Consider the following 23905-nt stretch of genomic DNA (forward strand, 5'->3'; position numbering starts at 1 on the left):
AAACGCTGCTTTGGGTAAAATAAAAGATGAGGAGGTATAGTATGAAAAAAATTGTTGTGGTGCTGATGTCGATTCTGGCAATGCTGGTGGCGGCTTGCGGCGGCAGTAATGCCGAAGCTATTTCTACTGATAATGGAGGGAAAATTATGCAGAGTGAAAATAAAACTAACAGCAGTAAGGCTTTGGTCGTGTATTATTCGCGGTCAGGTAATACCGAGGCTCTTGCCAGAATGATCGGTAATGAAACAGGTGCGGATATGTTCAGGGTGACTACTGTCACTCCATATCCTGAAGTATACCGTGAAACAACTGAGCTTGCCAGAGCCGAACGTGATAATAACGCGCGTCCTGCAATTAACGGACGTGTAGAAAATATGGCGGATTACGATGTCGTTTATATCGGCGTGCCTAACTGGTGGAGCACGATGCCGATGCCGATGTTCACTTTTTTAGAGCAGTATGATTTGTCCGGCAAAATTATCGTGCCGTTCGTTACTCATGGCGGCGGTGGCGTAGCTAATTGTGTCAGCGATCTAAAGAAAGCTGTTCCCGGAGCTACAGTGCTGGATGCATTGGTAGTCAGCGGCGGCAACGCGCAAAATGCCCAGAGCGATGTCAGCGCCTGGCTGAAACGCTTGGGTTTAGTAAAATAAAATATCATTTCCTGACAGTAAAAAACAGAGAGTGCTTTCCAGGCGCTCTCTGTTTTGTTATATCCATATTTAAATATATTCTTTTTTCAGGTATTCTAAAAATTTTTCAGAGGCTTTGGAAAAGGTTTGATATTTTTTCCAGACAATATCAAGCCCGACTTCAAGTGTTGGTTCTAATGGGCGAAAGAAAAGCGGGCTGTCGTCATATGATTTGATGATTCTGTCGATGCTTAATGCATAGCCGACCCCTTCTTCTACCATAAGGGAAGCGTTATATAAAAGATTATAGGTAGCGACGATATTCAGATTGTCGTAATTTCCTCCCATCCAGCCGGCTATCTCATTTTTGACCATGGCCTGGTTGGAAATAATTAGCGGCAGGCCCAGCAAATCATGAGGTTTGATAGTTTTATTTTCAGCTAAAGGGCTGGCTTTGGTCATCCATAAACCCCAGATATCAGTGATCGGTAATTTTATAAAATCGTATTTCTTAAGGTCAGCCGGCTCGATAAACAAGCCAAAATCAAGCAGTCCGCTGTCCAGACGTTCGGAAACGTCTTCGGCTTGGCCGCTGAAGATATGAAAATGTATATGGTCATATTCTTGGCGTATTTTACTGATTATTTTAGCCAGCATCCGCATACCTTCAGTTTCTGCACAGCCAATATAAATATCACCTGTAATGTTTTCAGCAGAGGCGTTGATTTCAGCTTTGGTTTTTTCCATTAGAGCAACGATTTCTTCTGCTCTTTTGCGCAGGATCATACCATCTTCCGTCAGCGTTATTTTGCGGTTCCCGCGGATAAAAAGCTGTTTGCCAAGCTCTGCTTCCAGTTCTTTGAGCTGCCTTGAAAGCGGTGGCTGTGTCATATGTAAAAATTCTGCTGCACCGCTGATACTTTCTTCGCGGGCTACGGCAAGGAAATACTGCAGGGTTCTGATATCCATAAAATTTCACCTCCGATATAAGTATTATAATAGTTTTTGATATACTTTTCAAGTATGGTAAAGTATTTAATATATGTATTTGATATTCTTGGATTCTGTTTTTATAATTAAGACAAAGGAGCCGGGTAAGCAGAATTATCATTGAAGCTGAAAGGCTCTGTTTTGAAACTTATTGTAAATGGATCAATGATTTTAAGGAGTTGAGAAGTATGAAAAAGAAAGTTTTGGCTGACCGTTATTTGAAAATGTTTAAGAGTATCGCTTTAGGGGTGATTTTATCGACGGCTGGTACAAGCGCTGTGTTTGCTGCTGACAGGCCTGCTGATGCTGATAATTTTTACAGGAGTGATAAGGTGGAGGTCCAGAAAGTCACTTTTAAAAATCAGTACAAGATGAATATTGCCGGTAATTTGTATCTGCCGAAAGATATGGACAAAAGTAAAAAACATGCTGCTATCATAGTAGGGCATCCAATGGGGGCAGTAAAAGAGCAAAGCGCTGATCTTTACGCTGTTAAGATGGCAGAACGCGGTTTTGTAACTATGTCTGTCGATCTGGCGTTTTGGGGCGGCAGTGACGGCCAGCCACGCAATGCCGTTGCGCCTGAGCTTTATGCTGAAACCTTCAGCGCGGCGGTAGATTACCTGGGTACAGGGCCTTTTGCTGATCGAGAAAAGATTGGCGCGATCGGGATCTGCGGCAGCGGCAGTTTTGCTATCAGCGCCGCTAAAATCGATCCCCGCCTGAAAGCCGTTGCAACTATTAGTATGTATGATATGGGTGCAGCTAACCGCAATGGACTTAATCATTCTCTGACGCTTGCACAAAGAAAACAGATCATTGCTGATGCGGCGGAGCAGCGTTATGTGGAATTCCAGGGTGGCGCAACTAAATACACAAGCGGGACCGTACATGAGATCACGGAAAAGTCCAATCCTATTGAACGCGAATTCTATGATTTTTACCGTACGCCAAGAGGAGAATTTACTCCTGCAGGTTCTTCGCCGCTTTTAACGACACATCCGACGCTTTCCAGTAATACTAAATTTATGAATTTTTATCCCTTCAATGATATTGAAACAATTTCTCCGCGTCCGCTGCTCTTTATTACCGGTGATCAGGCACATTCCAAAGAGTTTAGCGAAGATGCATATAAACGTGCGGCTGAACCGAAAGAACTGTATTATGTTGCCGGTGCAGGCCACGTAGATCTTTATGACAGGGTAGAGCTTATTCCGTTTGATAAGCTCGAAAGCTTCTTCAAGGCTAATTTAAAATAATTTACTGCTGCAAAAGCTGCAGATCTGATTTGCTGAAAGTTTTGTTTTTGTGGATTCTCGGGATGCTGGGGGTCCACATTTTTGTTAACAGGAGAGGTTATGAAAGAAAAAAATAATTTGCTGATCTTTATTTTGACGATAGGTGTTTTTGGTATCATCAATACAGAAATGGGTGTGCTGGGTATTTTGCCGCTTCTGGCAGAAAAATTTAGTATCAGTATCGCACAGGCCGGTTTGCTGGTCAGTTTGTTTGCTTTGGCAGTGGCTGCAGCCGGGCCGGTGATGCCGCTGCTTTTTGCGGGCATCGACAGGAAGCGGGTGATGCTTCTGGTATTGAGCATATTTGTTTTGGGCAATCTTATTTCTGTCTTTACTGATAATTTCGCAGTTATGCTGCTGGCAAGAGTTGTGCCGGCGATTTTCCATCCGGTTTATTGTTCGCTTGCTTTTTCTGTTGCGGCTGCTTCAGTCAGCCCGGAAGCAGCTCCCCGGGCTGTTGCTAAGGTCATTGTGGGGGTATCGGCCGGGATGGTACTGGGAGTACCGGTCAGCAGCTTTATTGCCGGCAGTTTTTCGTTAACGGCTGCTATGGCGGGTTTTACCGTAGTCAATACAGCGGCGTTGATTGCGACCTGGTTGTATATACCATCGCTGCCTGTGGCAGCAAGGCTTTCGTATGGGCAGCAGCTGCGTGTTTTAAAGAAGCCGGTATTATGGTTTTCTATTGCAGCCGTTGTGTTTATGAATGGAGCTGTCTTTGGAGTTTTTGGATATTTTTCAGGCTATCTGACCAATATCACTGCTTTTTCGTGGAATACGGTAAGCCTGATTTTACTTGTTTATGGTTTGATGAATATCGTCGGTAATTTTATTGCCGGCCGTATGCTTAGTGCAGGCGCGTCTGCCGATAAGCTGGTCATAATATTTCCGGTCACATTGGGGATTGTCTATGCTGCATTCTTCTGGAGCGGTACCTCGGCGCCGGCTATGGCTTTGATCACGCTGCTTTGGGGAGTTTTGGGAGGTATGAATGCGAATATCAACCAGTATTGGATTACTACTGCGGCCCCGGAGGCACCTGATTTTGCCAACGGTCTTTTTTTGACTGCCGCTAATTTGGGGACTGCTTTAGGGTCGGCAGTCTGCGGGATGGTGATTGCACATATGGGAATGCAGTATATGATGTGGGGCGGCATCGTATTTCTTATTTTATGTTTGGCAATGATTATCCCCAGGGTATATAGATCATATGAGTATGTTTGCCTGGGAGAAAGCAAATAGTTGTGCTGTAAAAATAAAAAGCCGGCATTCTTCGCAGGAAAGTTCAAACTTTTTGTAAATTTATCCATTCAGGGACTAAAATAGCAGCTTTACCACTTGACTTGGAGCGGACTTTAACCTGTATAATAAAGGCAAGAAGTTTTCCAGGCTATGAATAATATTTAGTATAAAAACTGAGCTTCGGGAGGAGACTGTTCTTTTGAGTGTGATTCTGTTTATTTCCTTGATCGATTTTGTTTTGAGTTCTTTGGCGTGGGTTTATTACAGTCATGCATTTTCTTTTATGAGGTCGGCGCCGTTTATCGCTTTATATGTGCTGCTGATGCTTAATACTGTTGGCAGCCGTGTTTTGCCTGAAAGTTTGCCATTGCCGCTGTTAAAGCTTTCGGCCTGGCTGAGCGGTTATTGGATCGCGTTTTTGTACTATTCGCTGCTGTTGATGGTTGTGCATGGTATCGTATATGCAGTTTTGCGTATTTTTTCATTCAAGCTGCCGTTTATGCAGTTTGCCGCTGCGGGCGCAATAGTTCTGGCAATTTTTGTTGCCTGGGGCAGCTGGCGTGCGTTTAGCCCTGTTGTACGTATGGAAACCGTTGTTGCCGATAAGCTGTCGTCTGATAAGCAGTATAAAATAGTGCTTGTCAGCGATATCCATTTGGGACGCGAGCTTGGCTATGATTACAGTAAGGGCTTAGTAGAGCTGGTTAATGCGCAGCAGCCCGATTTAGTACTGATTGCCGGTGACATTATGGATGAGCGGCTGCAATATATCATCGAGGAGGATTCACTGGCCCCGTTAAAGGAGCTTCAGGCACCATTAGGGGTATATGGAGCTTATGGAAACCATGATTATCTTGATCGGCCTGACGAGCTGAGAGCTTTGCTGGCAGGCAATAATATCAGTATACTGACTGATGAGAGTACAGTGGTTGATGATAAATTGAAAATTACCGGTTTGCATGATTATCGTGTTTCAACAAGTATTGTTCCGTTGCAGGCTCTGAGCGTCGATAACGATAAGTATTATAGTATCCTGATCGATCATCAGCCGCGGCGGATGGATGCTGCCGCTGAGGCCGGTTATGATATGTATCTGGCTGGACATACCCATACAGGGCAGATGTTCCCGAACAGGCTGGTTACGCAGCGGATGTATAAGCTGGATTATGGTTTGGCCCGGTTTGGTGACCTGACTGCTGTTGTCAGCAATGGCTACGGATTTTGGGGCCCGCCGGTGCGGACGGAGCTGAAACCGGAAATAGTTGTTATAAATTTACAGGGGAAATAAATAAAAAACCTTCGGCACAGCCGAAGGTTTTTTTGTTTGTTTTTAAAGGATTTCTTCACGTACTAATTGATTGATCATTTTTTGCTTGCCTAAGACCCAAAGCAGGTCGCCTTTTTCAAAAACAAGCGAAACATTAGGATTGGTCATAGTGTAACTGCCGCGTTCCAGGCCGATGACAAGGCAGTGCCAGTCATCACGGATATTGGTGTCCTTGAGCGATTTACCAAGGATAGGCGAGTGCTTGTCGATAGTGATAGCGCACGATAAGAATACCGAAACGTTTTCTTTATCGTTGTCTTCACGCAGCATAAATTCGCGCATCGTGATAGGTTCTTCCACCAGAGTCATACACAGACGCTGAGTATTGATGGCGGTGTCGAACAGTTTGAATTGAGAATCAGTACCGATCATCAACAAAGTAGAATCCTTTTGCAGAATGTGATGACCGCCGGGCATATCGATGACTTCTTCAGGAGTTGAAACCTGCAGGATGTTGCAGCCATAAAGCTCACGGAATGCAAGCTGGGTCAGCGTTTGACCTATCATAGGTGAGTCTTCGCAGATTTTATAGCGTGCAAGCTGTAATTCTTCATCGAACCAGCCGTAAAGATGTTCTTCGCCAGCTTCAGCAAGGGCTTCACGATGTTTGAGCATATGGCGCTCGTTCAGATTGACAAGAAAACGTGATTCCATACGCAGATATTCGCCCATCAGCCAGTCGGATGAGGAGATGAAATAAGCAGCGCCTGCTGTTGCCAGCGCGGCCAGCAGTGACTGCAGACCAAGTAGTTTGGCAAAAACAAAGTAGAGGAATGCTGCTGCGATCAGGATTTTTAAAAATAACAGCAGTGTTAAAGGGATGTGATTAGAACGTTTCTTAAACCATAAAGTTGAGAAAAGCTCAGGATGGTTGGTTTTATTGACAAGAACTGCCCGCAGGAACGGCGCCATAACGACCAGAGTCAGCAGCGCTGTCAGCAGATTGCTGTAGGGCGCTGACATTTTTCCTGACAGGTAAGGCTGCAGATAATAATAAGAGCCTAAAGCGACAGCTGAGAGCATAGTCGTAAAAATCAAAATGCGGATAAAATACTCACGCAGAAAATCGCGCCAGTCACTGTCTTTACCGTCGTTATCAGGATTTTCTTCCGTATAGCGGTCAAGCCATTCCAGAGTTTTTTGCGGCAATAGTTTTTTAGTGAACTGATAAGCAGGTTCTGCTGCCATAACGAAAAACGGGGTAGTAAAGGTTGTCATTACAGAAACAGCAACAATTATTGGATATAAAAAGTCGCTGATAACTCCGAGGCTCATGCCCAGAGATGCGATGATAAAGGAAAATTCACCGATCTGAGCAAGGCTGAAACCGCAGTGCATAGAAGTATTGAGGTTTTGGCCTGAAAGCAGTACACCGGCGCCGGAAAGCAGCAGCTTGCCGACTAAGGTAACAATAACGAGTACAATGATAGGTACCGCGTATTCCAGCAGTAAAGCAGGGTCAACAAGCATACCTACTGATACAAAGAAGACAGCTCCAAACAGATCTTTGACCGGTTTGACGAGATGTTCTATTTTTTCGGCACTTGGTGCTTCGGCGATAAGAGAACCCATAATAAAAGCGCCTAAGGCTGCCGAGAAGCCCATGTGGGTAGCAAGTACTACCATACCAAGGCAAAGGCCGATAGAAGCAACCAGCAGAGTTTCATCGTTCATCAGGCGCTCAGCCCGTTTAAAGAAGGACGGGACCAGATACATACCAAGAACGAACCATAAGACCAGGAAGAACAGCAGGCGCATGACGCTTTCGATCAGCTCGAGCGTCGAAATGTCGGCGCTGGCAGCGGCTAAAGTTGAAAGCAATACCATCATAATGATGCCGACGATGTCCTCAACTATCAGAATACCAAAAACCATTTCTGTAAAGCGCTGACCTTTGAGCTTGAGGTCTTCAAAGGCTTTGATGATGATGGTAGTTGACGACATGGCCAGCATACCGCCTAAGAACAGGCTGTCCATATGATCCCAGCCCAGCATATGGCCTGTGAAATAGCCAACGATCAGCATCCCGCCTATTTCAACGAAGGTAGCTATAAAAGCTGTGCTGCCTACGCTTTTCAGCTTATAAAAGCTGAATTCGAGACCCAGTGCAAATAAAAGAAAAATAACGCCTATTTCAGACCAGGCGTTGATATTAGCGGTGTCTGATACAGTGGGGAAAAAGTTGAAATGCGGTCCGGTAATAAAACCGGCAATAATATAACCAAGTACTAAAGGTTGATTGAGTTTTTTGAACAGGATCGTCGTAATACCTGCAACTAAGAGGATCATCGCTAAATCAGCGACTATCGGCGGTAAATGAGCCATAGGCAGTCACCTTCTTTCATAAATTTATTATACGGATACCATTTTATTCAAAGCTTTGCGGACAAATTTAACAAAATGTTGTATAATATTAAAGCTGTTATATTACACAGCTCTTTCTATATTATACAATATTTCCGGTGACAAAAAAGTGAATTTTAATACAAAATTTGCATATGGAGGTTTTAATTATGTACAAAAATCTAGTTCTTGTAGATGGTGAAATCATGCCGGCAGAAGAGGCGGCAGTTTCGGTACACGACAGGGGGCACCAGTTTGGCGACGGTGTATTTGAGATAGTGCCTGTTTATAATGGCCGTTGTTTTGCTTTATTACCTCATATGGATAATTTATTCGAATCTGTTATTAAGGTGAAAATACCTGCCGTTTACACGATTGAAGAATTGATTGAATTCCATGAAGCGCTGATAGCTGAAAGTGGTATTGAAAATGGAGAGATCTATACTCAAATTACTCGCGGGACTGCCGATTATGGGCTGGCGTTTCCGGAAATGTCGGTGCCGCAGCTGACAATGACGATCGTGGAAACTGATCGGGAAGTATTGGCGGCAAAACGTGAGAGCGGCGTCAATATTATCACGACTGAGGATAATCGCTGGCAGTTCTGTAACGTTAATACCTTAAACAGGCTGCCTGAAGTTCTGGCACGTCAAAAAGCACGTGAAAGCAACGCTTTTGACACTCTTTTTATTCGTGAGAACGGTAAGATAACTGAAAGCACTGAAAGCAGCTTTATGGTGATCAAAGATGAAATGATATGGACACATCCTGATAATAACCTGGTTCATAAAAATATTACCCGCAGGCTGATCAAGGAACGTCTGGCACCTGATATTGATATGCAGGTCATCGAAAAAGCTTTTGATATAGAGTTTGTCCTGAAAGCAGAAGAAGCATTTTTATGCGGCCCTCGCTGCGAGATTATGCCGGTTACTAAAATAGACCGCAAATTCATCGGCAGCGGTGTAGGTAAGGTCGTGCCGCAGCTGCAGGCTGCGTTTAAAGCTTTTGTAGAACGTGAATGTCCGGCAAAATAGGAGAATAGAATGAAAAATAATAACTGGGTAAGAGGGGCGATGCTGCTGGCCGTAGGTCTGGTCCTGCAGGCATTGCGTTTAGTGATCCCTATGCCGCCTATGTGGACTGTTTTTGTCGTCGGTACATTGGTGAATATGGTTTTGGTGCTGGCGGCCCGTACCGTTGGTTTATGGCCGTCTGTAATGATCGCGGTGCTGCTGCCGGTAATGGCGTATTTTCAAGGGCAGCTGCCGCTTCCGTTTTTGATACCGGTAGTGGCTGTAGGCAACTTGGTGATGGTATATCTGTGTGCCCGCTTCTGGGGAAAGGGGATCATCATCGCCGCGCCTCTTTTTAAAACATTTATTTTATATTGCAGCAGTTTGTTCGTTTTGTGGCTGGTTGCAGTACCTGAAAAGCTGGCGTTATTCATTTTGTTTATTATGGGCTGGCCGCAGATGATCACAGGCATTTTAGGGCTTGTACTTGCATATAAGCTGCATAAACGTATTTTCCCCGATACAGCCGAATAGAATCAGCTTGTGGCTTGCTGAAGTTAATGTTTTAAAGCAGTTGAAAATCGATTTTAAGAAGCGGCAAAATGCAGCTGGTTGTTTACTAAAAAAGTTTGAAGAAATGCTTGACAATTATATATAGATACGGTATTATTGTTATTGTTCCGTTACGGAACATTGAGTCGCCGAAGTGGCGGAATTGGCAGACGCACTTGACTCAAAATCAAGCGTGGTTACCCCACGTGCCGGTTCGAGTCCGGCCTTCGGCACCATATTACAAAAAAGAAACACTCTAGTTTAAACTAGAGTGTTATTTTTTTGCGTGGATATTTTTAATACAAAGCAGACTCAATGTATTTGGAAGATAATTGAATAGCTATCAGGAATAGCTTAGTTTAGAGGCAATGCCAAGGCAAATAAGAAAAGCAATGAAATAGATGATCGCTGCTTTACGCCTTGTTTTTGGTTCAAGTACGCTGAGAGGTAATACCCAGTGTGGTTTTATCAGGCCGATACCCAATAAAACTAAAGATAACACTGTGAATGCGAAAAAGATTGTATCCATGTCATCAGCTCCTTCTTGAAAATAAATGCTGCTGTGGAAAATCTATCGTTATAATAACAAAGATGAAAAAGGCTTCATCGTATAATAAAGAAGCAGAGCGAGTAGTGGCAGCATCTTCTACTATTAGAATATCACGTTCATCTTTGACAGACAAGGGGGATATAATATAAGCTGCTATATTTTTATAAAAGGGATAACTATAAATTTTATAAATATTAAAAAATCGCAGCTGTTTATTGATTTTGTTTATAAAAGTTATTATAAAGAAGCTGTTTTGGAGGCAGAAAAGAAATTGTTCAAAAGGATAATTTTTGATATAAAAATTTTAAAAATTTAATTTAATAAAAGTGCGTCTTTATAGAATCAGTGGTATATTAAAAATAGCTAAAAACCTATATTAATGGTATTTTAGTGTTTGTTGAAAGGGGCATAAAAATGAAAGAGAAAGACTTGCTTGACTTAGGATATAAGAAATATGAAGGCGAAACTTATGACGTTTATTTTAATAAAGATGTTTGTAAGCATTCCGGTAATTGTGTGAAAGCAAACCATACGGTATTTCAATTAAAGCGGAAACCGTGGGTTCTACCGGTTGCTACCGAGCAGGAGTCAGTTATAACTGCGATTAAAGGCTGCCCTTCGGGAGCTTTGAAATATAAGCTGAAAAATTCTGATGAGATCGAGCCGTGAATATGAGGAGGAAGAACAATGTTTGACTATAGACTGGAAGAAGATGCCAGCAGGTTTGCGGTATTTTATGAAAATGAAGAAATCGGAGAGATTTCCTTCGTAAAAACAGGAGAGCATCTTTTGATTATTGATCATACCTATGTAGATGCTAAATGGAAGGGACATGCAATTGGTAATGCTCTGGTGCAGAAGGTTGTAGATTTTGCTGTCGCTGACAACCGGAAAATCATTCCGCTGTGCCCTTTCGCCAAAAAAGTATTTGACAGAACGCCAGAATATGAAGCAGTGTATTCTAAATAAAAATTTGTTATATCCTATAAAAAAAGCATCAGCAGGTTGATCATCATCTGCCGATGCTTTTTTGTTTAGTAATCGTGAGACTGGTATTTGATTATGTGCAAATTTTATGTGCTATAATCAGAATAACTTCTAAGAGGTGTTCCGTAAATAATTACAAGGGAGGATTGGAGATGGTCAATAAGACTTTGGAAAAAATGGAAAGGTCTGAACTGATACAGCTGATCGAAATCTATTCTAAAAACTGGCTGGCTATGGATGGCGTTTGGTTTCAGTCAGTAGAACGTAAATTTGGTATGGCAGAGGCCATGGAGCATGACTGTAATATTTGGGAGGCTTTTACAAAAATTGAGGCACAAAAAATCAAAGAGTTTTTAAAGTTGTCATCCAGACCTGGCATAGATGGGCTGAAAAGAGCTTTACAGCTGAGATTATATGCCAATATCAATGAAGATGAGATAATTGTCGATGGGAATACTTTGATTTACAGAACGTTAGACTGCAGAGTGCAGAATGCGAGAAAGCGTAAGGGGATGGAATTTCATCCCTGCAAGGCAGTCGGTATTATTGAATATACTGGTTTTGCCAAGACCATTGATGACCGGTTTGAGTGCGAAGCGCTTAGCTGTTATCCGGAAATAACTGATGAGACCTGTAATTGTTCGTGGAAATTTATTTTAAAAGATAACTGATGATTTTATATGAAGTTTAAACAGTGGTTTTGTAAATAAACTGCTTCTCTGAGATAGTTTATTGCTCTATCCTTTTAATTTTCTGTTTAGTATAATTAAAGAGGATAAAAGAAATGAAAGAGGGTAGAGAAAATGGATCTGTCCGTTTTACACAAACTTACATATGGTATGTACGCTGTTGGAACTCTTGATGGGATAAGACCTGCCGGCTGTATAGTAAATACGGTGATTCAGGTTACAAGCGATAATCCTGTTATTGCTGTGAGTATGAACAAAAATAATTTTACTTATGAGGCCATAAAAAAGAGCGGGCGTTTCAGTATTTCGATTTTATCTGAAGCGGTTGAACGTAATGTTATTGCAGAGCTTGGATTTGCCTGTGGGCGCAAAATGGATAAATTCTGCGGTAAAAATTTTGCCTGCGGTGTGTTGGATGGTTTACCGATAGTGAAAGAGCACGCCTGCGGCTATATGGTTTGTGATGTTATTGCCATGCATGATGCCGAGACTCACTGCGTGATTATGGCGCGTTTAACTAAGACTTTGGGTGGAACTGATGAACCGCCTATGACTTATGAATATTATCATAATGTTATCAAGGGAAAAGCTCCCAAAAATGCTCCGACTTATCAGGTTGAAGTGCCGAAATCAGAAAAGCAGGCTCAGCTGCGTTATATTTGTGAGGTATGCGGTTATATCTATGAAGGTGACATTACCAAAGAAGCGGATGATTATGTCTGTCCTGTCTGTAAGCAGCCGAAAAGCCGTTTTAAAAGGATGTAAGGTCTAAATAAAAAAGCTACGCCTTTTAAGGCGTAGCTTTTTTATAATATTTACAGGCGAAAATCACGTTCGCCGTTTTCGATATCTGTCAAATGCTGTATAACCAGTTCACGTACTTTGGGATTGGGGATATTGGCCAGTTCATTTTGAATGAGCTTTTCGCCAAGCTCTTTAGTATGTGGCTTAGCATAGTCGGTCAAATATTCTTTGAGTGTCATCAGTGCGTTTGGATGACAGCAGTTTTGGATCTGACCGCTTTTGCATAAACTCATAAAACGGTCGCCAGTACGACCCTGACGATAGCAGGCTGTACAGAAACTGGGCAGATAACCGATTTCCATCAGCCAGGCTACTACTTCATCAAGGCTGCGGGTATCGCTGACATCGAATTGTGCTGAGTTTTCAGCTTCCGGTTCAGGTGCGGCATAACCGCCGACACTGGTGCGCGAACCGCCGCTGATTTGTGAGATTCCCAGATGCAGCACACGTTCGCGTGATTTTTGACTTTCGCGGGTAGAAACGATCATACCTGTATAGGGAACAGAAATACGGATGCAGGCTACAAGCTTGGCAAAAATATCATCGTTGATGCTGTTATTAAAGGCGTTGGGATCGATATCGTCAGCAGGGCAGATACGCGGAACGCTGATAGTGTGCGGGCCAACTCCGTGCACTGCTTCCAGATGTTCGGCATGCATTAAAAGACCGGTAAATTCATAACGATAAAGTTCAAGCCCAAAGAGTACGCCAAGTCCCACATCATCGATGCCGCCCTGCATAGCTCTGTCCATGGCTTCCGTATGGTAGGCATAGTTGCTTTTAGGTCCCGTAGGATGTAATCGTTCATAGCTTTCTTTGTGGTAGGTTTCCTGAAAAAGTATATATGTGCCAATACCGGCTTCGTGCAGTTTACGATAATTTTCGACACTGGTTGCGGCAATATTGACATTAACGCGGCGAATGGCGCCGTTTTTGTGTTTGATGCTGTAAATAGTTTTGATGCTTTCCAGAATATAATCCAGTGGATTATTTATCGGGTCTTCACCTGCTTCCAAAGCCAGGCGCTTATGTCCCATATCCTGAAGTGCGATAACTTCGTTGCGGATTTCATCTTGAGTGAGTTTTTTTCGGGTGATGTTTTTGTTTACACTGTGATAAGGGCAATAAACGCAGCCGTTAATACAGTAGTTTGAAAGATATAACGGCGCAAACATAACGATGCGGTTGCCGTAAAAATCTTTTTTGATCTGTTCGGCCAAAGCAAAAATTTCCTGATTTTTTTCATCAAGCTCACAGTCTAAAAGCACGGCAGCTTCGCGGTGTGAAAGTCCCTTGCGTTCCTTTGCTTTAGCAATAATACTGTCGATAAGCGACGCATTATTTTTGTTTGCTGAGGCATAGGCAAGGGTTTCCAGGATTTCATCATGAGCAATGAACTCACTGGCTTGCATTGATTTGACATTATACATTTGTCTACCTTCTTTCTTTCGGGGCAGGAATCCTTTCCCGTCAGTGATTTCCCTTATATATAAATATTTAAAAGGGCTGTTCTTGCGGAGTTTTTGCGTATAAAGCCTTGACGCTTACTCCTTTGAGCATACCTATTTTGCCGGAAAGCGTACTGATAACGTCGGCCGGGGCATCAAGAACGATACTGATAATATTAATGCCTTTTTGTTTATATGGCAGTCCCATACGTCCAATAATATATTCGTTATGGGCATGCAGTAAAATATTAAGCTGTTCTACTGCGGCAGTATTTTCAACGATTATTCCCAGCAAGACGACACGTTTCTGCATACAAGCACCTGCTTTCAAGACAAAATAACTGATTTATTAGTATTATATCATAAAATATCTGTAATTATTATTAACGAACAAGAGGTTATAACTAAAAGATAAAAAATAATTGCGAAAATTAACACAAACAGAATAAAAGTGCTATAATATATGAAGTAAGATTAAAGCAATGGTATCAAAAGTTACAAAAAATATTGCTCTAATTATTTTATTACATGGCGTTTATTTTTGAAAGCCAGTGAAGATTTTTATGTCAGGCAGTATCTGCAGGTAAGTAAAGTGCCGCTGCCGCCAATAATACAAGGATAGGGGATGACTATCGGTATAGGAGTTTTGTTATTTACATCGTCAATCTGACCGGCATAATTAGATTTGTTGAATCTTTTTGAATTGTTGTAAATCGTGCTCAGGCTGTTTAGACATATGTTTTCTATAAAATTTCATTAGGTGTTTTTATAATGTTATTTTAGCAAATAAAAAAGGTGACCGTCAATGAGAGCCGAACCCTCTCGTTGACGGTCAAATGATTGGAAAAAGATTAAAGGAAGACTAATGTCCCAAGCAAATGTCTCGTTTGCTTTGACTGAATTATAACAATAAAAAAAGATGAATGTTGTTGCTGAGGCAACACGAATAAATTTAGAAAATAATATCATAATAAAGTAATTAAAGTAAGTTTGAATAAACAAGAAACACAAATTATAATAAAAACAAATCAAGGGCATATTAAATAGGAAGAAACTTATTTGTTTTATTTAGATGATTGAGAGTAAGAGAGAAGGAGGACAGTTATGAAAGCGGCAATGCAGAATCTTTTGAGTTTACCCTTGTTCAAAGGGTTAGCCAGCGATGAATTAGACACTATTCTTGGTAAAGTAAATGCCCTTGTTAAGCATTTTGAAAAATCAGACTATATTTATTTGGCCGGTGATGCGGTTGAGAGTATTGGCATTGTTGTAGCGGGTACTGTACAAATGATCAAGGAAGATATTATGGGAGATAAGTCCATTATCACAACAATGGGGTCTGGTTCCATTTTTGCCGAAAACTTCCTGGGGCATGACAAACAGGACGAGAAAACTAATGTTAGCTACTTTGCTGCCAGTGACAGCGAGGTGCTGATGGTCCCCTTTGGGAAGGTTCTGACCGATCTGAGTAATAATGATCCCTGCCGTAACAAATTGCTGACAAACATGATTTCAATAATGGCCAGCAACAATGCACAGTTGATTGAAAAAACGGAGATCTTGTGTAAAAAAACTCTGCGCGGCAAGATTATGACTTATCTAGAACAGGAAGCTAAACGTAACGGTTCTACTGAATTTGAAATACCTTTTAACAGAACGGATATGGCCAATTATTTGGATGCTGACCGCAGTGCTTTGACTCGTGAACTGGCCAGAATGAAAGATTGCGGATTGATTGATTTTGATAAAAGAAATTTTAAAATTTTAAAGTTTGAATAGCTTTAATGCACTTATATTATAACAAAATATTATTATTTTACTGTTTAACTGCTAAAAAGCCGAAACCTTGCATGGTTTCGGCTTTTGCACCGTTTATTACAAATTTTAAAAATATAGTGTTGCCTAGGCAACATCATTTTGCATTTACCATTGCTATAATGTAAATTAATAAAGGGATTGCTAAACTTGTAGTTCCTTTGCGATCTTTATATGTTGTCCGACAATTCGAACAGCATATAGAAAATTTAAAAAGGAGGAATTTATTATGTCCCAAGCAGTAAAATGTTTAATTCTGTTGGCTGTGGTTGCATTGCTTTTTGTTACTGAACTTATCCCTCTCGCAATCACTGCTACTGCCGGCGCAATCGCGTGCGGCCTGTTAGGCTTCATCCCTGCTAAACAAGTCTTTTCCGGTTTGTCTAACTCTACGGTAGTTTTGTTTGCAGGTATGTTCATCGTTGGCGCAGCAATGTTCTATACCGGTTTGGCCCAAAAAATCGGTAATACTGTAGTTCATTTCTGTGGTACTGGCGAAAACAGCCTGATGTTTGGTTTAATGATAGTTGGTACTTTGTTGTCTTCAGTACTTTCCAATACTGGTACAGCAGCTTGCCTGCTTCCGGTTGCTTTGGGTATCTGTGCTGCTGCAAAGATTCCTGCTTCCCGTCAGTTGATGCCTTTGGCGTTCGCTTGCGGTTGGGGCGGTATCATTACGATGGTAGGTACACCGCCTAACATTATTGCTACCGGTGCTTTAACTGCTGCAGGTTTAGAAGGGTTTGGTTTCTTTGAATTCGCATGGATCGGTATTCCTGTATCTATCGCAGGTATGCTTTACATGATGTTCATTGGTAAACATTTACTTCCGAAAGTTGAATTGGATGCTGACCAGGAAATCGAACAAGAAGTTGAAGCTACAACTACTTCTTCTTCCAAACAAATCATTTCCGGTGCGATTCTGCTCGTAGTTGTTTTGGTAATGGCTTTGGATATCAAAGGCGTTTCCCTGGAAATGGCAGCTATCATCGGTGCATTGGTTTGCGTACTGACTGGTTGCTTGACTGAAAAACAAGCTTACGCTTCTATCGACTGGGTAACCATCTTCCTGTTCGCAGGTATGATGCCTGTATCCACTGCAATGGATAAAACCGGCGCTGGTAAATTGATCGCTGAATGGACCGTAGGTCTGATGGGCGGTTCTCCGTCTCCGTTGATCGTTACCGCAGTTCTGTTTATCCTGTCTTGCGGTTTGACCCAATTTATGTCCAACACTGCATCCGCAGCTCTGCTGTGCCCGATTGGTGTTGCGATTGCTAAACAACTTGGCGCCGATCCGAAAGCAGTTATCATGGCTATCGCAGTTGCAGCATCCTGTGCATTCGCAACTCCGGTAGGTACTCCTCCGAATACTTTGGTTCTTGGTCCTGGCGGTTATAAATTCATGGACTATGTTAAAGCAGGTACCGGCCTTGTTGTCGTCTGCTTCGTAGTATCCCTGGTTGTAATTCCTGTTATTTGGCCGTTCTTCCCTGGCAAATAAGCTAAGAACTCTCAACATAGGATCCCTATCTGAAAAACCTGTCGATTTTATCGGCAGGTTTTTTGTTTTTGACTCAAATGTAATTTTTCTTGTTATAATATAAATATAGATCGTTAGTAATGGAGTTGTAGAAATGAAAATAAAACCGGAAGAAACAATTCAAATCCAGGGGCCTTATGGCGAAATAAATGGTATACTAACCCCCTGTATCGAAGAAAATACTGCCGCGCCGGTGCTGGTTTTGGCACATGGATTCCGAGGTTCAATGGATGGCGGCGGCAGAGCGGCTGTTTTAGCTGAAATGGCTTCCGAATGCTGTAATGTCATACGTTTTAATTTTAATGGCAGTCAAATCCTTTCCAAGCAGGTTGAAGAATTGGAAGCGGTGCTTGCTTATGTACGAATTAAATTTTCAGCCGGAAAAATATTTTTACTGGGTAGAAGTCTTGGCGGAGCAGCGGCATTAGTTGCCGCTTCACGATCTGCTGATATTACAGGACTGGTATTGTGGGCTGCGCCGAACGATTTACAGGCGACCTTCAGAAATGCCTTGGGTGCTGAAGCCTATAATGCGTTGTCTGCAGGTCAGACTCTGTATTTAAATGATGAACGGGGTGAATTGACCTTAACACCTGATTTTATTACAGATTTTGCCAAATATGATCTGCAGGGGATTTTACGTAACTGGCGTAAGCGTCCTCTGCTGATCCTTCATGGAGAAAAAGATGAAACAGTAGCTGTTGATCAGGCACGTTTGACATTTGCTTTAGCTGGAGTTCCAAAAAAGCTGGTTATCATTAACGGCGGTGACCACAGTTTTACTAATCACGGAAATAAGGCTGCGGCAGAGGTTGTTGGCTGGCTGAAAGACAGGCTGTGATGATTAATTATTGTGGTACTGTATGAAAACTTGGCGAGGTATTTTCGAGCCTAGTGAGAATACGTACCCTTGTGGTATAATATTGGTAGCTATAAAACAGGAGGATATGATTTTGAAAAAATTATTAATATTATATTTATTGGTTTTCAGCAGTTTTAGCGTAGTAGCCTGCGGCAGTGAAACTAAGAGCGAGCCGGATGCGGTGCCGATGAAGCCAGCAACTGCTGTTTTTGAAACGTCAATGGGTGATTTTGAAGTGAAATTGGCAACAGATCTGGCTCCTAAAACTTGTGAGAATTTTATCAACCTGGCGAAAAAAGGGTTTTATAATGGAGTTACCTTTCATCGTGTTATTGATAATTTTATGATCCAGGGCGGTGATCCTACTGGTACTGGTACAGGCGGACCTGGATATACCATTAAAGATGAATTCAGCAGTAAACTGACACACGAAGGTGCAGGTGTTTTATCGATGGCCAACGCCGGTCCGAATACAGGCGGCAGCCAGTTCTTTATTACTTTGCGTGCCTGTCCGTGGCTTGATGGCAAGCATGCTGTTTTTGGTAAAGTTACCAAGGGTATGAACGTTGTTTATAAAATCGGAAAAGTAAAGACTGATGGCAATGATAAACCGTTGGAGCCGGTAACTATTAAGAATATTGTTATAAAAGAGGGGTAAGGAGAGAAAGGAGCACGAATTTGTCCTTTTTACAGAGCGAACGTATCATTGAAGTACAGGATCAACAGGAAATGGTTGGTATTTTAGGGCGAAATGACGAGCTGCTGCGGGTAATCAAGGAACATTATGAGAGTGTTATTGTTGCGCGCGGCAATGTGATCGTTTTCAGCGGTGAAGACAATGAAGTGGGGCAGATTGAAACCCTGTTCAAAGAGCTGCTTTTTTTGTATCGTCAGGGTATGCCTCTGACTACACATGATGTCAGATACAGTATTGGGATGATTGCAGAGGGCCGGCTGGAAAGTCTGCACCGTATGTATGCCGATACGATAATCGTTACCAACCGTGGCCGTCAGGTAAAGGCGAAAACACTGGGACAATGGGATTATGTAGAAACCATTAAACGCAGTAATGTCACTATTGGGATAGGTCCTGCAGGTACAGGCAAAACTTATCTGGCTGTCGCTTTAGCTGTGAAGGCTTTAAAGAATAAAGAGGTTGAACGGATCGTTCTGACTCGTCCTGCTGTAGAAGCCGGTGAAAAACTTGGCTTTTTGCCAGGTGATATGCAGGATAAGGTCGATCCTTATCTGAGACCGTTGTATGACGCGTTATATGACATGCTGGGCAGCGAGACTTTTCAGAAATATGTTGCCAGAGGGACGATAGAAGTTGCTCCTTTAGCTTATATGCGCGGACGAACTTTGAATGATTCGTTTATTATTCTGGACGAAGCGCAGAATACAACACCGGAGCAAATGAAGATGTTTCTGACCCGTTTTGGTTTTGGGTCGAAAATGGTCATTACTGGTGATATTACACAGATTGATTTACCAAACGGTAAAAACAGCGGGTTGAAACAGGCGGCCTATGTTCTGCAGAAAACTCCGGGGGTAGGTATTATTCGTTTTGGAGAAGCTGACGTCGTTCGTCACGAGATCGTGGCCGCTATTATCAGGGCATATGAGAATTATGACAGCAGACGCCAGAAACAGCGGGAGGCAGACAATGATAATAACGCTGGAAAATGACCAGGATAAATTACAGATCAGTGAAGAGCTGGAGCAGCTGCTGACTGCGGGATTGAATGTAGTAGCCAGGCTGCACAGTCTGTCTGAGAGGACAGAAGTTGATATTACTATTGTTGATGATGAAGAAATACATATGCTGAATCGCGATTATCGTAATGTCGACAGGCCTACAGATGTACTTTCTTTTGCACTTGATGAAGAAAGTGAAGAGGAACCGGAGCTTTTAGGTGGGCCTGAAGAACATCTTTTGGGAGATATCATTATCAGCGCTGAAACTGCTTCCAGACAGGCGGAAGAATTTGGACATGGCTTGGAACGTGAAATCGTTTATTTGGCGGTACACGGCCTGCTGCACCTTCTGGGATATGATCATATGACAGATGAGGATAAAGCAGTTATGCGGGCTAAAGAGGAAGAAGCTTTACGGGAAATCAGACTTTCGGAAGAATTTCTGGTTCATTAAAAGGAGCAGTTATGGAGACGAAGTTATTAGCGGCAGCGCAGGCGGCACGTGATAATGCTTACGCGCCTTATTCTAAATTCAAAGTTGGGGCGGCGGTCGAAACTGTTGACGGAGAAATTTTTACCGGCTGCAATATAGAAAATGCTTCGTATGGGTTGACTTGCTGTGCAGAACGTAATGCTGTTTTTGCAGCTGTGTGCAGCGGCGTACGCAGGTTTAAAACTTTGTGCGTAGTTGCCGATACAGATGAGCCGGTGGCACCATGCGGCGCTTGCCGTCAGGTGCTGGCAGAGTTTCCTTTTGAAAAAATAATCCTGGCAAATTGCAAGGGACAGACAAAAACAATGTCTGTGGCAGAACTGCTGCCATATGGTTTTGGCTCTGAGTCCCTGAATATAAAAAATAAATGTAAGTGAAAGCAAAGGAGCGATTAGTATAAATAAGCAGGATGGCAAGCATTATTCTGGTTTTGCGGCTATTGTAGGCCGGCCTAATGTAGGCAAATCAACGTTGACGAATGGATTGATCGGGGAGAAAATTGCAATTATGAGTGACCGTCCTCAGACAACGCGTAATAAGATCATGTGTATTATGAATACTGACAATGCTCAGATCATGTTCTTGGATACTCCCGGTATCCATAAGCCGCAGCATAAGCTGGGGCAATATATGGTACGGGCTGCAGAAAGTACGCTGCACGAGGTAGATGTGGTTTTGTTTGTTGTTGATGTTTCGGAAAAGCGCGGTGCCGGAGAGGATTATATTCTGGAGCAGCTGCGCAAGGTCAAAACTCCGGTGATTCTTGTTGCCAATAAAATCGATAAACTGGCAGACAAAGGTAAGCTTTTCGGCATTATTGAAAGCTATACTAAAGATTTTACCTTTGCGGCAGTAGTGCCTGTTTCTGCTTTGCAGGATACTGAATTCCCGGGTTTAGTAAATGAGATCACCAAGTATTTGCCGGAAGGTCCGGCATATTTCCCGGACGATATGATAACCGACCAGCCGGAACGGATAATTGCTGCGGAAATGATTCGTGAAAAGGTACTGCGGTCAACTCGTGATGAGGTGCCACATTCTATTGCTGTGGAGATTGATGAATTCAAGGTACGTGATAATGATGATATTTATATTCGTGCCAATATTTTTGTGGAACGTGAATCCCAAAAAGGTATCGTGATTGGGGCTAAGGGCAGCTTGCTGAAAAAGATCGGCGAGCAGGCCCGGAAGGATATTGAATCACTGCTCGGCAATAAGGTTTTTCTTGATCTGTGGGTTAAAGTAAAACCTGATTGGCGCAATAAGGATAAGGCTTTGAAGCAATTCGGCTATGAAGGCTGATTTATTGACTGAAAATACAGTAGTATGGTATGCTTATGCTAATAACAATTTATGAAGTTTATATAAGTAAGGAGAGATGACCTATCGACGGCGACCCCGCTATGACATGCTTATTTGAGCTGTCTATTGCATTATTGATCACTTTATTGAACGGCTTTTTTGTTATGGCTGAATATTCTTTAGTCAGAATCAGAAAAAGCAGGCTGGATGAATTGATCCGGCAGGGAAAAAGCAGAGCTAACACAGTTTTAAAAATGAGCGAAAAGCTTGATACCTACCTGAGTGCGACTCAGCTTGGTATTACTGCTTCGTCTTTGCTTTTGGGCTGGTTTGGCGGCCCGCTTCTCGCTGAAATGTTCCGCGGTATGTTTGGTGTAAGTGCCGGCACCTGGTATGATCATTCGCTGGTTTTTGCCTGTGCGTTTCTTATCATCGTTTTTCTGCATGTTGTTTTCGGCGAACTGGTGCCTCGCACTATCGCCTTAGGTAAGGTCGAGCAGGTAGCGATGGCGGTCGCTTATCCGTTGGTTTTTTTTCATTACCTTTTATATCCGCTGGTTGTGCTTTTTAATCGAATCTCCCATGCTGTATTGTGCCTTTTAGGCGTTGATCCTGTCCCTGATGAAGATATCTCGCGCAGTGAAGATGAGCTGCGGATGATAGTCAGTGCCAGCGAACGCGGCGGTAAGCTGGATCATATGGAAAGCCGTCTGATTGATAATGTTTTTGATTTCGCCGACCGCGTGGCTCGTGAAGTCATGGTGCCGCGTCAGGATATGATTTGTTTGTATACTGATGATACGCTGCAGGAAAATCTGCAGGCTGTGCGTGAAAGCCGGCATACACGTTATCCTTTATGTATGGAAGACAAAGATCATGTTTTGGGCGTTATTCATGTGCGTGATTTGATGGATCTGGACGATGACGACGATCCGGCTTTTGATCTGCGGACACGAATGCGCAATATTGTCGTTGTTCCCGAAGGAATGTCAACGGCTAAAGTGCTGCAGATGATGCAGCATAAGCGTATCCAGATTGCTGTAGTTGCTGATGAATATGGCGGTACGGCTGGTCTGGTTACAATGGAAGATCTCCTGGAGGAAATTGTCGGTGATATTCAGGATGAGCATGATGGCGAAGAAGCAGAAGATATTTTGCGCTTAGGCGATGACAGCTATGAGTTCGACGGCCTTGTTTTACTGGACGAGATTTCTGAACTTTTAAATATTGAATTTGACGAACCGGAGGAAGATACCATTGGCGGTTTTGTCTTCGGACTTTTAGGGCGTAAGCCTGAAGAAGGTGACAGAGTCGTTACCGGCGGCTGGCGCTTTGAGGTTACTGAAGCAGAAGGCTTTAGAGTAACACGGGTCAAAGCTACCAGGTTACAGGAAGATGGTACTGCGGTACAAGCTGATGAGTAATACTGCATATCAGGACGAAGTAATTATTTTAAAAGTAAAGGATTGGCAGACTGCGGATAAATACGCAGTCTGTTTTTCGCGTGCCCATGGTAAAATACCTTTTTTAGCGTACGGTGCCCGTTATGCGAGGACTACTGGCGGACGGCTGATACAGCCTTTTGCGATGCTCGATATGCAGCTATATTCTGGTAAACGTCTGGACAGTATGAAAAGCTGTGAATTGATTGCTTTGCCGCAGCAAATGGACATCAAACAGATGGCTTATGCTTCGGTGATTGCTGAAGTGACAGAAGCTCTGACGGAAGCACATGAGCCGCAGGAAGATATTTATGAGCTGCTTGTAGGAGCAGTACAAATACTTTCCAGGAATAACCCGCGTCTGGTCGCGTTGTCGGCTATTTGCAAGCTGCTTGTTTTAACAGGATTTGCTCCTGTTTATGACGCCTGTGTCAACTGTACTGAAGCTGTTGAAGGAGATGCTTTTTTTAGTGTCGTTCAGGGCGGCCTTATTTGCGAAGCCTGTCACGGAGGGGAAGAGTTGCCCTTTAGCAGCGGCGCTCAGAAGCTGCTGCAGGAGCTGATTGCGCTGGATTTCAATGATCCACAGCCTTTTACTGTGCGCGGCGGCGATTTGATGCAGCTGGAACAGATACTTTATCGGTTTATTGTTTACCAGATCGACAAGCCTTTGAAAAGTTTAAGCTTTTTAGCGCAGTTAGGATTGTAAAAGCATTGACAAAGGACGTCTGATTTGATATATTTTCTTTTAAGCGATGAAAGGGATAAGTAGTTTTCTGTTTTAGCGAGCCGGGATGGTGTAAGCCGGCAGATGAGAAAACAAAGGCACCCGGGAGCTGCAATTTTATAAACATCGAGGCGGACCGTATGAG

At 42.8% G+C, this 23905-nt stretch carries 25 protein-coding genes and 1 tRNA gene; 21 read left to right on the plus strand and 5 right to left on the minus strand.

All coding sequences use genetic code 11. From position 1 onward, the window contains the following. Positions 1 to 41 precede the first annotated feature (41 nt). A complete protein-coding gene (locus tag C8D73_RS06230; RefSeq protein ID WP_113077664.1) occupies positions 42 to 653 on the plus strand; it encodes a flavodoxin in 612 nt (203 codons plus the stop codon). 69 nt (positions 654 to 722) lie between these two features. Here the strand turns inward: C8D73_RS06230 and C8D73_RS06235 are convergent, their stop codons facing one another. Continuing rightward, positions 723 to 1601, minus strand: coding sequence for a LysR family transcriptional regulator (locus tag C8D73_RS06235; protein ID WP_113077665.1), 879 nt, complete (start codon positions 1599 to 1601; stop codon positions 723 to 725). 209 nt (positions 1602 to 1810) lie between these two features. Here C8D73_RS06235 and C8D73_RS06240 point away from each other — a divergent pair, with 209 nt between their 5' ends. The 3 genes from C8D73_RS06240 to C8D73_RS06250 all read left to right on the plus strand — a co-directional run bounded on the left by C8D73_RS06240 (position 1811) and on the right by C8D73_RS06250 (position 5450). Then, positions 1811 to 2881, plus strand: coding sequence for an alpha/beta hydrolase (locus tag C8D73_RS06240; protein WP_170123180.1), 1071 nt, complete (start codon positions 1811 to 1813; stop codon positions 2879 to 2881). A 99-nt stretch (positions 2882 to 2980) separates the two neighbouring features. Next, on the plus strand, positions 2981 to 4162 hold the full coding sequence (locus C8D73_RS06245) for an MFS transporter (RefSeq protein WP_113077666.1): 1182 nt from the start codon (positions 2981 to 2983) through the stop codon (positions 4160 to 4162). Positions 4163 to 4367: 205 nt separating this feature from the next. Then, a complete protein-coding gene (locus C8D73_RS06250; protein WP_249033587.1) occupies positions 4368 to 5450 on the plus strand; it encodes a metallophosphoesterase in 1083 nt (360 codons plus the stop codon). A 42-nt stretch (positions 5451 to 5492) separates the two neighbouring features. Here C8D73_RS06250 and C8D73_RS06255 read toward each other — a convergent pair whose 3' ends face one another. Then, complete coding sequence (locus C8D73_RS06255; protein ID WP_113077668.1) at positions 5493 to 7814, minus strand: monovalent cation:proton antiporter family protein; 2322 nt, start codon at positions 7812 to 7814, stop codon at positions 5493 to 5495. Positions 7815 to 8002: 188 nt separating this feature from the next. Here C8D73_RS06255 and C8D73_RS06260 point away from each other — a divergent pair, with 188 nt between their 5' ends. From C8D73_RS06260 to C8D73_RS06270, 3 genes are all read left to right on the plus strand, one after another. Next, positions 8003 to 8869, plus strand: coding sequence for an aminotransferase class IV (locus C8D73_RS06260; RefSeq protein WP_211305786.1), 867 nt, complete (start codon positions 8003 to 8005; stop codon positions 8867 to 8869). 9 nt (positions 8870 to 8878) lie between these two features. Continuing rightward, positions 8879 to 9382 (plus strand): hypothetical protein, encoded by a 504-nt coding sequence (locus tag C8D73_RS06265; protein ID WP_021716961.1) that lies wholly within the window; start codon positions 8879 to 8881, stop codon positions 9380 to 9382. Positions 9383 to 9548: 166 nt separating this feature from the next. Further along, positions 9549 to 9636 (plus strand) — tRNA-Leu (locus C8D73_RS06270). 107 nt (positions 9637 to 9743) lie between these two features. Here the strand turns inward: C8D73_RS06270 and C8D73_RS06275 are convergent. Next, positions 9744 to 9929 carry a hypothetical protein gene (locus tag C8D73_RS06275; protein ID WP_021716960.1) on the minus strand — a complete coding sequence of 62 codons (186 nt, stop codon included), beginning with the start codon at positions 9927 to 9929 and terminating at the stop codon, positions 9744 to 9746. A 435-nt stretch (positions 9930 to 10364) separates the two neighbouring features. On the opposite strand from C8D73_RS06275, the gene C8D73_RS06280 reads away from it, so the two are divergent. The 4 genes from C8D73_RS06280 to C8D73_RS06295 all read left to right on the plus strand — a co-directional run bounded on the left by C8D73_RS06280 (position 10365) and on the right by C8D73_RS06295 (position 12391). Beyond that, positions 10365 to 10619, plus strand: coding sequence for a (4Fe-4S)-binding protein (locus C8D73_RS06280; protein WP_021716959.1), 255 nt, complete (start codon positions 10365 to 10367; stop codon positions 10617 to 10619). Between the two features lie 18 nt (positions 10620 to 10637). Continuing rightward, complete coding sequence (locus C8D73_RS06285; protein WP_021716958.1) at positions 10638 to 10919, plus strand: GNAT family N-acetyltransferase; 282 nt, start codon at positions 10638 to 10640, stop codon at positions 10917 to 10919. A gap of 170 nt (positions 10920 to 11089) precedes the next feature. Beyond that, on the plus strand, positions 11090 to 11608 hold the full coding sequence (locus C8D73_RS06290) for a DUF6125 family protein (protein ID WP_113077669.1): 519 nt from the start codon (positions 11090 to 11092) through the stop codon (positions 11606 to 11608). A 132-nt stretch (positions 11609 to 11740) separates the two neighbouring features. Then, complete coding sequence (locus C8D73_RS06295) at positions 11741 to 12391, plus strand: flavin reductase (protein ID WP_113077670.1); 651 nt, start codon at positions 11741 to 11743, stop codon at positions 12389 to 12391. A gap of 50 nt (positions 12392 to 12441) precedes the next feature. On the opposite strand, the gene hydG is transcribed toward C8D73_RS06295, so the two are convergent. Further along, positions 12442 to 13860 carry a [FeFe] hydrogenase H-cluster radical SAM maturase HydG gene (gene hydG / locus C8D73_RS06300; RefSeq protein WP_113077671.1) on the minus strand — a complete coding sequence of 473 codons (1419 nt, stop codon included), beginning with the start codon at positions 13858 to 13860 and terminating at the stop codon, positions 12442 to 12444. Between the two features lie 67 nt (positions 13861 to 13927). Continuing rightward, positions 13928 to 14191: a TM1266 family iron-only hydrogenase system putative regulator gene (locus C8D73_RS06305; protein WP_113077672.1), complete on the minus strand. Its 264-nt coding sequence runs from the start codon at positions 14189 to 14191 to the stop codon at positions 13928 to 13930. A 791-nt stretch (positions 14192 to 14982) separates the two neighbouring features. Between C8D73_RS06305 and C8D73_RS06310 the strand changes: the two genes are divergently transcribed. The 10 genes from C8D73_RS06310 to recO all read left to right on the plus strand — a co-directional run bounded on the left by C8D73_RS06310 (position 14983) and on the right by recO (position 23742). After that, positions 14983 to 15657: a Crp/Fnr family transcriptional regulator gene (locus C8D73_RS06310; protein WP_021716953.1), complete on the plus strand. Its 675-nt coding sequence runs from the start codon at positions 14983 to 14985 to the stop codon at positions 15655 to 15657. 265 nt (positions 15658 to 15922) lie between these two features. Continuing rightward, positions 15923 to 17197, plus strand: coding sequence for an SLC13 family permease (locus C8D73_RS06315; RefSeq protein WP_113077673.1), 1275 nt, complete (start codon positions 15923 to 15925; stop codon positions 17195 to 17197). A gap of 133 nt (positions 17198 to 17330) precedes the next feature. Further along, the gene (locus tag C8D73_RS06320) at positions 17331 to 18077 is read left to right on the plus strand and encodes an alpha/beta hydrolase family protein (protein WP_021716951.1); all 747 of its coding nucleotides are present in this window, start codon (positions 17331 to 17333) and stop codon (positions 18075 to 18077) included. A gap of 112 nt (positions 18078 to 18189) precedes the next feature. After that, positions 18190 to 18756: a peptidylprolyl isomerase gene (locus C8D73_RS06325; protein ID WP_370832504.1), complete on the plus strand. Its 567-nt coding sequence runs from the start codon at positions 18190 to 18192 to the stop codon at positions 18754 to 18756. A gap of 71 nt (positions 18757 to 18827) precedes the next feature. Next, positions 18828 to 19787: a PhoH family protein gene (locus C8D73_RS06330; RefSeq protein ID WP_044491485.1), complete on the plus strand. Its 960-nt coding sequence runs from the start codon at positions 18828 to 18830 to the stop codon at positions 19785 to 19787. Beyond that, complete coding sequence (gene ybeY, locus C8D73_RS06335) at positions 19765 to 20250, plus strand: rRNA maturation RNase YbeY (RefSeq protein ID WP_021716948.1); 486 nt, start codon at positions 19765 to 19767, stop codon at positions 20248 to 20250. Before C8D73_RS06330 ends, ybeY begins: the two co-directional genes overlap by 23 nt. Positions 20251 to 20261: 11 nt before the next feature. Then, positions 20262 to 20666 (plus strand): cytidine deaminase, encoded by a 405-nt coding sequence (locus C8D73_RS06340; protein ID WP_021716947.1) that lies wholly within the window; start codon positions 20262 to 20264, stop codon positions 20664 to 20666. A 13-nt stretch (positions 20667 to 20679) separates the two neighbouring features. Beyond that, the gene (gene era / locus C8D73_RS06345) at positions 20680 to 21591 is read left to right on the plus strand and encodes a GTPase Era (protein ID WP_370835350.1); all 912 of its coding nucleotides are present in this window, start codon (positions 20680 to 20682) and stop codon (positions 21589 to 21591) included. 101 nt (positions 21592 to 21692) lie between these two features. After that, positions 21693 to 23015 carry a hemolysin family protein gene (locus C8D73_RS06350; RefSeq protein WP_021716945.1) on the plus strand — a complete coding sequence of 441 codons (1323 nt, stop codon included), beginning with the start codon at positions 21693 to 21695 and terminating at the stop codon, positions 23013 to 23015. Next, a complete protein-coding gene (recO, locus tag C8D73_RS06355) occupies positions 23008 to 23742 on the plus strand; it encodes a DNA repair protein RecO (protein WP_113077676.1) in 735 nt (244 codons plus the stop codon). Before C8D73_RS06350 ends, recO begins: the two co-directional genes overlap by 8 nt. Positions 23743 to 23905: the final 163 nt, after the last annotated feature.

Source organism: Phascolarctobacterium faecium DSM 14760 (assembly GCF_003269275.1).
Taxonomy (GTDB): Bacteria; Bacillota; Negativicutes; order Acidaminococcales; family Acidaminococcaceae; genus Phascolarctobacterium; species Phascolarctobacterium faecium.

Bases quoted from the DNA above. Each gene is read 5' to 3' on its own strand.
- C8D73_RS06230 (WP_113077664.1), top strand. From the start codon at position 42: ATGAAAAAAATTGTTGTGGTGCTGATGTCGATTCTGGCAATGCTGGTG.
- C8D73_RS06235 (WP_113077665.1), bottom strand. From the start codon at position 1,601: ATGGATATCAGAACCCTGCAGTATTTCCTTGCCGTAGCCCGCGAAGAA.
- C8D73_RS06240 (WP_170123180.1), top strand. From the start codon at position 1,811: ATGAAAAAGAAAGTTTTGGCTGACCGTTATTTGAAAATGTTTAAGAGT.
- C8D73_RS06245 (WP_113077666.1), top strand. From the start codon at position 2,981: ATGAAAGAAAAAAATAATTTGCTGATCTTTATTTTGACGATAGGTGTT.
- C8D73_RS06255 (WP_113077668.1), bottom strand. From the start codon at position 7,814: ATGGCTCATTTACCGCCGATAGTCGCTGATTTAGCGATGATCCTCTTA.
- C8D73_RS06260 (WP_211305786.1), top strand. From the start codon at position 8,003: ATGTACAAAAATCTAGTTCTTGTAGATGGTGAAATCATGCCGGCAGAA.
- C8D73_RS06265 (WP_021716961.1), top strand. From the start codon at position 8,879: ATGAAAAATAATAACTGGGTAAGAGGGGCGATGCTGCTGGCCGTAGGT.
- C8D73_RS06275 (WP_021716960.1), bottom strand. From the start codon at position 9,929: ATGGATACAATCTTTTTCGCATTCACAGTGTTATCTTTAGTTTTATTG.
- C8D73_RS06280 (WP_021716959.1), top strand. From the start codon at position 10,365: ATGAAAGAGAAAGACTTGCTTGACTTAGGATATAAGAAATATGAAGGC.
- C8D73_RS06285 (WP_021716958.1), top strand. From the start codon at position 10,638: ATGTTTGACTATAGACTGGAAGAAGATGCCAGCAGGTTTGCGGTATTT.
- C8D73_RS06290 (WP_113077669.1), top strand. From the start codon at position 11,090: ATGGTCAATAAGACTTTGGAAAAAATGGAAAGGTCTGAACTGATACAG.
- C8D73_RS06295 (WP_113077670.1), top strand. From the start codon at position 11,741: ATGGATCTGTCCGTTTTACACAAACTTACATATGGTATGTACGCTGTT.
- hydG (WP_113077671.1), bottom strand. From the start codon at position 13,860: ATGTATAATGTCAAATCAATGCAAGCCAGTGAGTTCATTGCTCATGAT.
- C8D73_RS06305 (WP_113077672.1), bottom strand. From the start codon at position 14,191: ATGCAGAAACGTGTCGTCTTGCTGGGAATAATCGTTGAAAATACTGCC.
- C8D73_RS06310 (WP_021716953.1), top strand. From the start codon at position 14,983: ATGAAAGCGGCAATGCAGAATCTTTTGAGTTTACCCTTGTTCAAAGGG.
- C8D73_RS06315 (WP_113077673.1), top strand. From the start codon at position 15,923: ATGTCCCAAGCAGTAAAATGTTTAATTCTGTTGGCTGTGGTTGCATTG.
- C8D73_RS06320 (WP_021716951.1), top strand. From the start codon at position 17,331: ATGAAAATAAAACCGGAAGAAACAATTCAAATCCAGGGGCCTTATGGC.
- C8D73_RS06330 (WP_044491485.1), top strand. From the start codon at position 18,828: ATGGTTGGTATTTTAGGGCGAAATGACGAGCTGCTGCGGGTAATCAAG.
- ybeY (WP_021716948.1), top strand. From the start codon at position 19,765: ATGATAATAACGCTGGAAAATGACCAGGATAAATTACAGATCAGTGAA.
- C8D73_RS06340 (WP_021716947.1), top strand. From the start codon at position 20,262: ATGGAGACGAAGTTATTAGCGGCAGCGCAGGCGGCACGTGATAATGCT.
- C8D73_RS06350 (WP_021716945.1), top strand. From the start codon at position 21,693: ATGACATGCTTATTTGAGCTGTCTATTGCATTATTGATCACTTTATTG.
- recO (WP_113077676.1), top strand. From the start codon at position 23,008: ATGAGTAATACTGCATATCAGGACGAAGTAATTATTTTAAAAGTAAAG.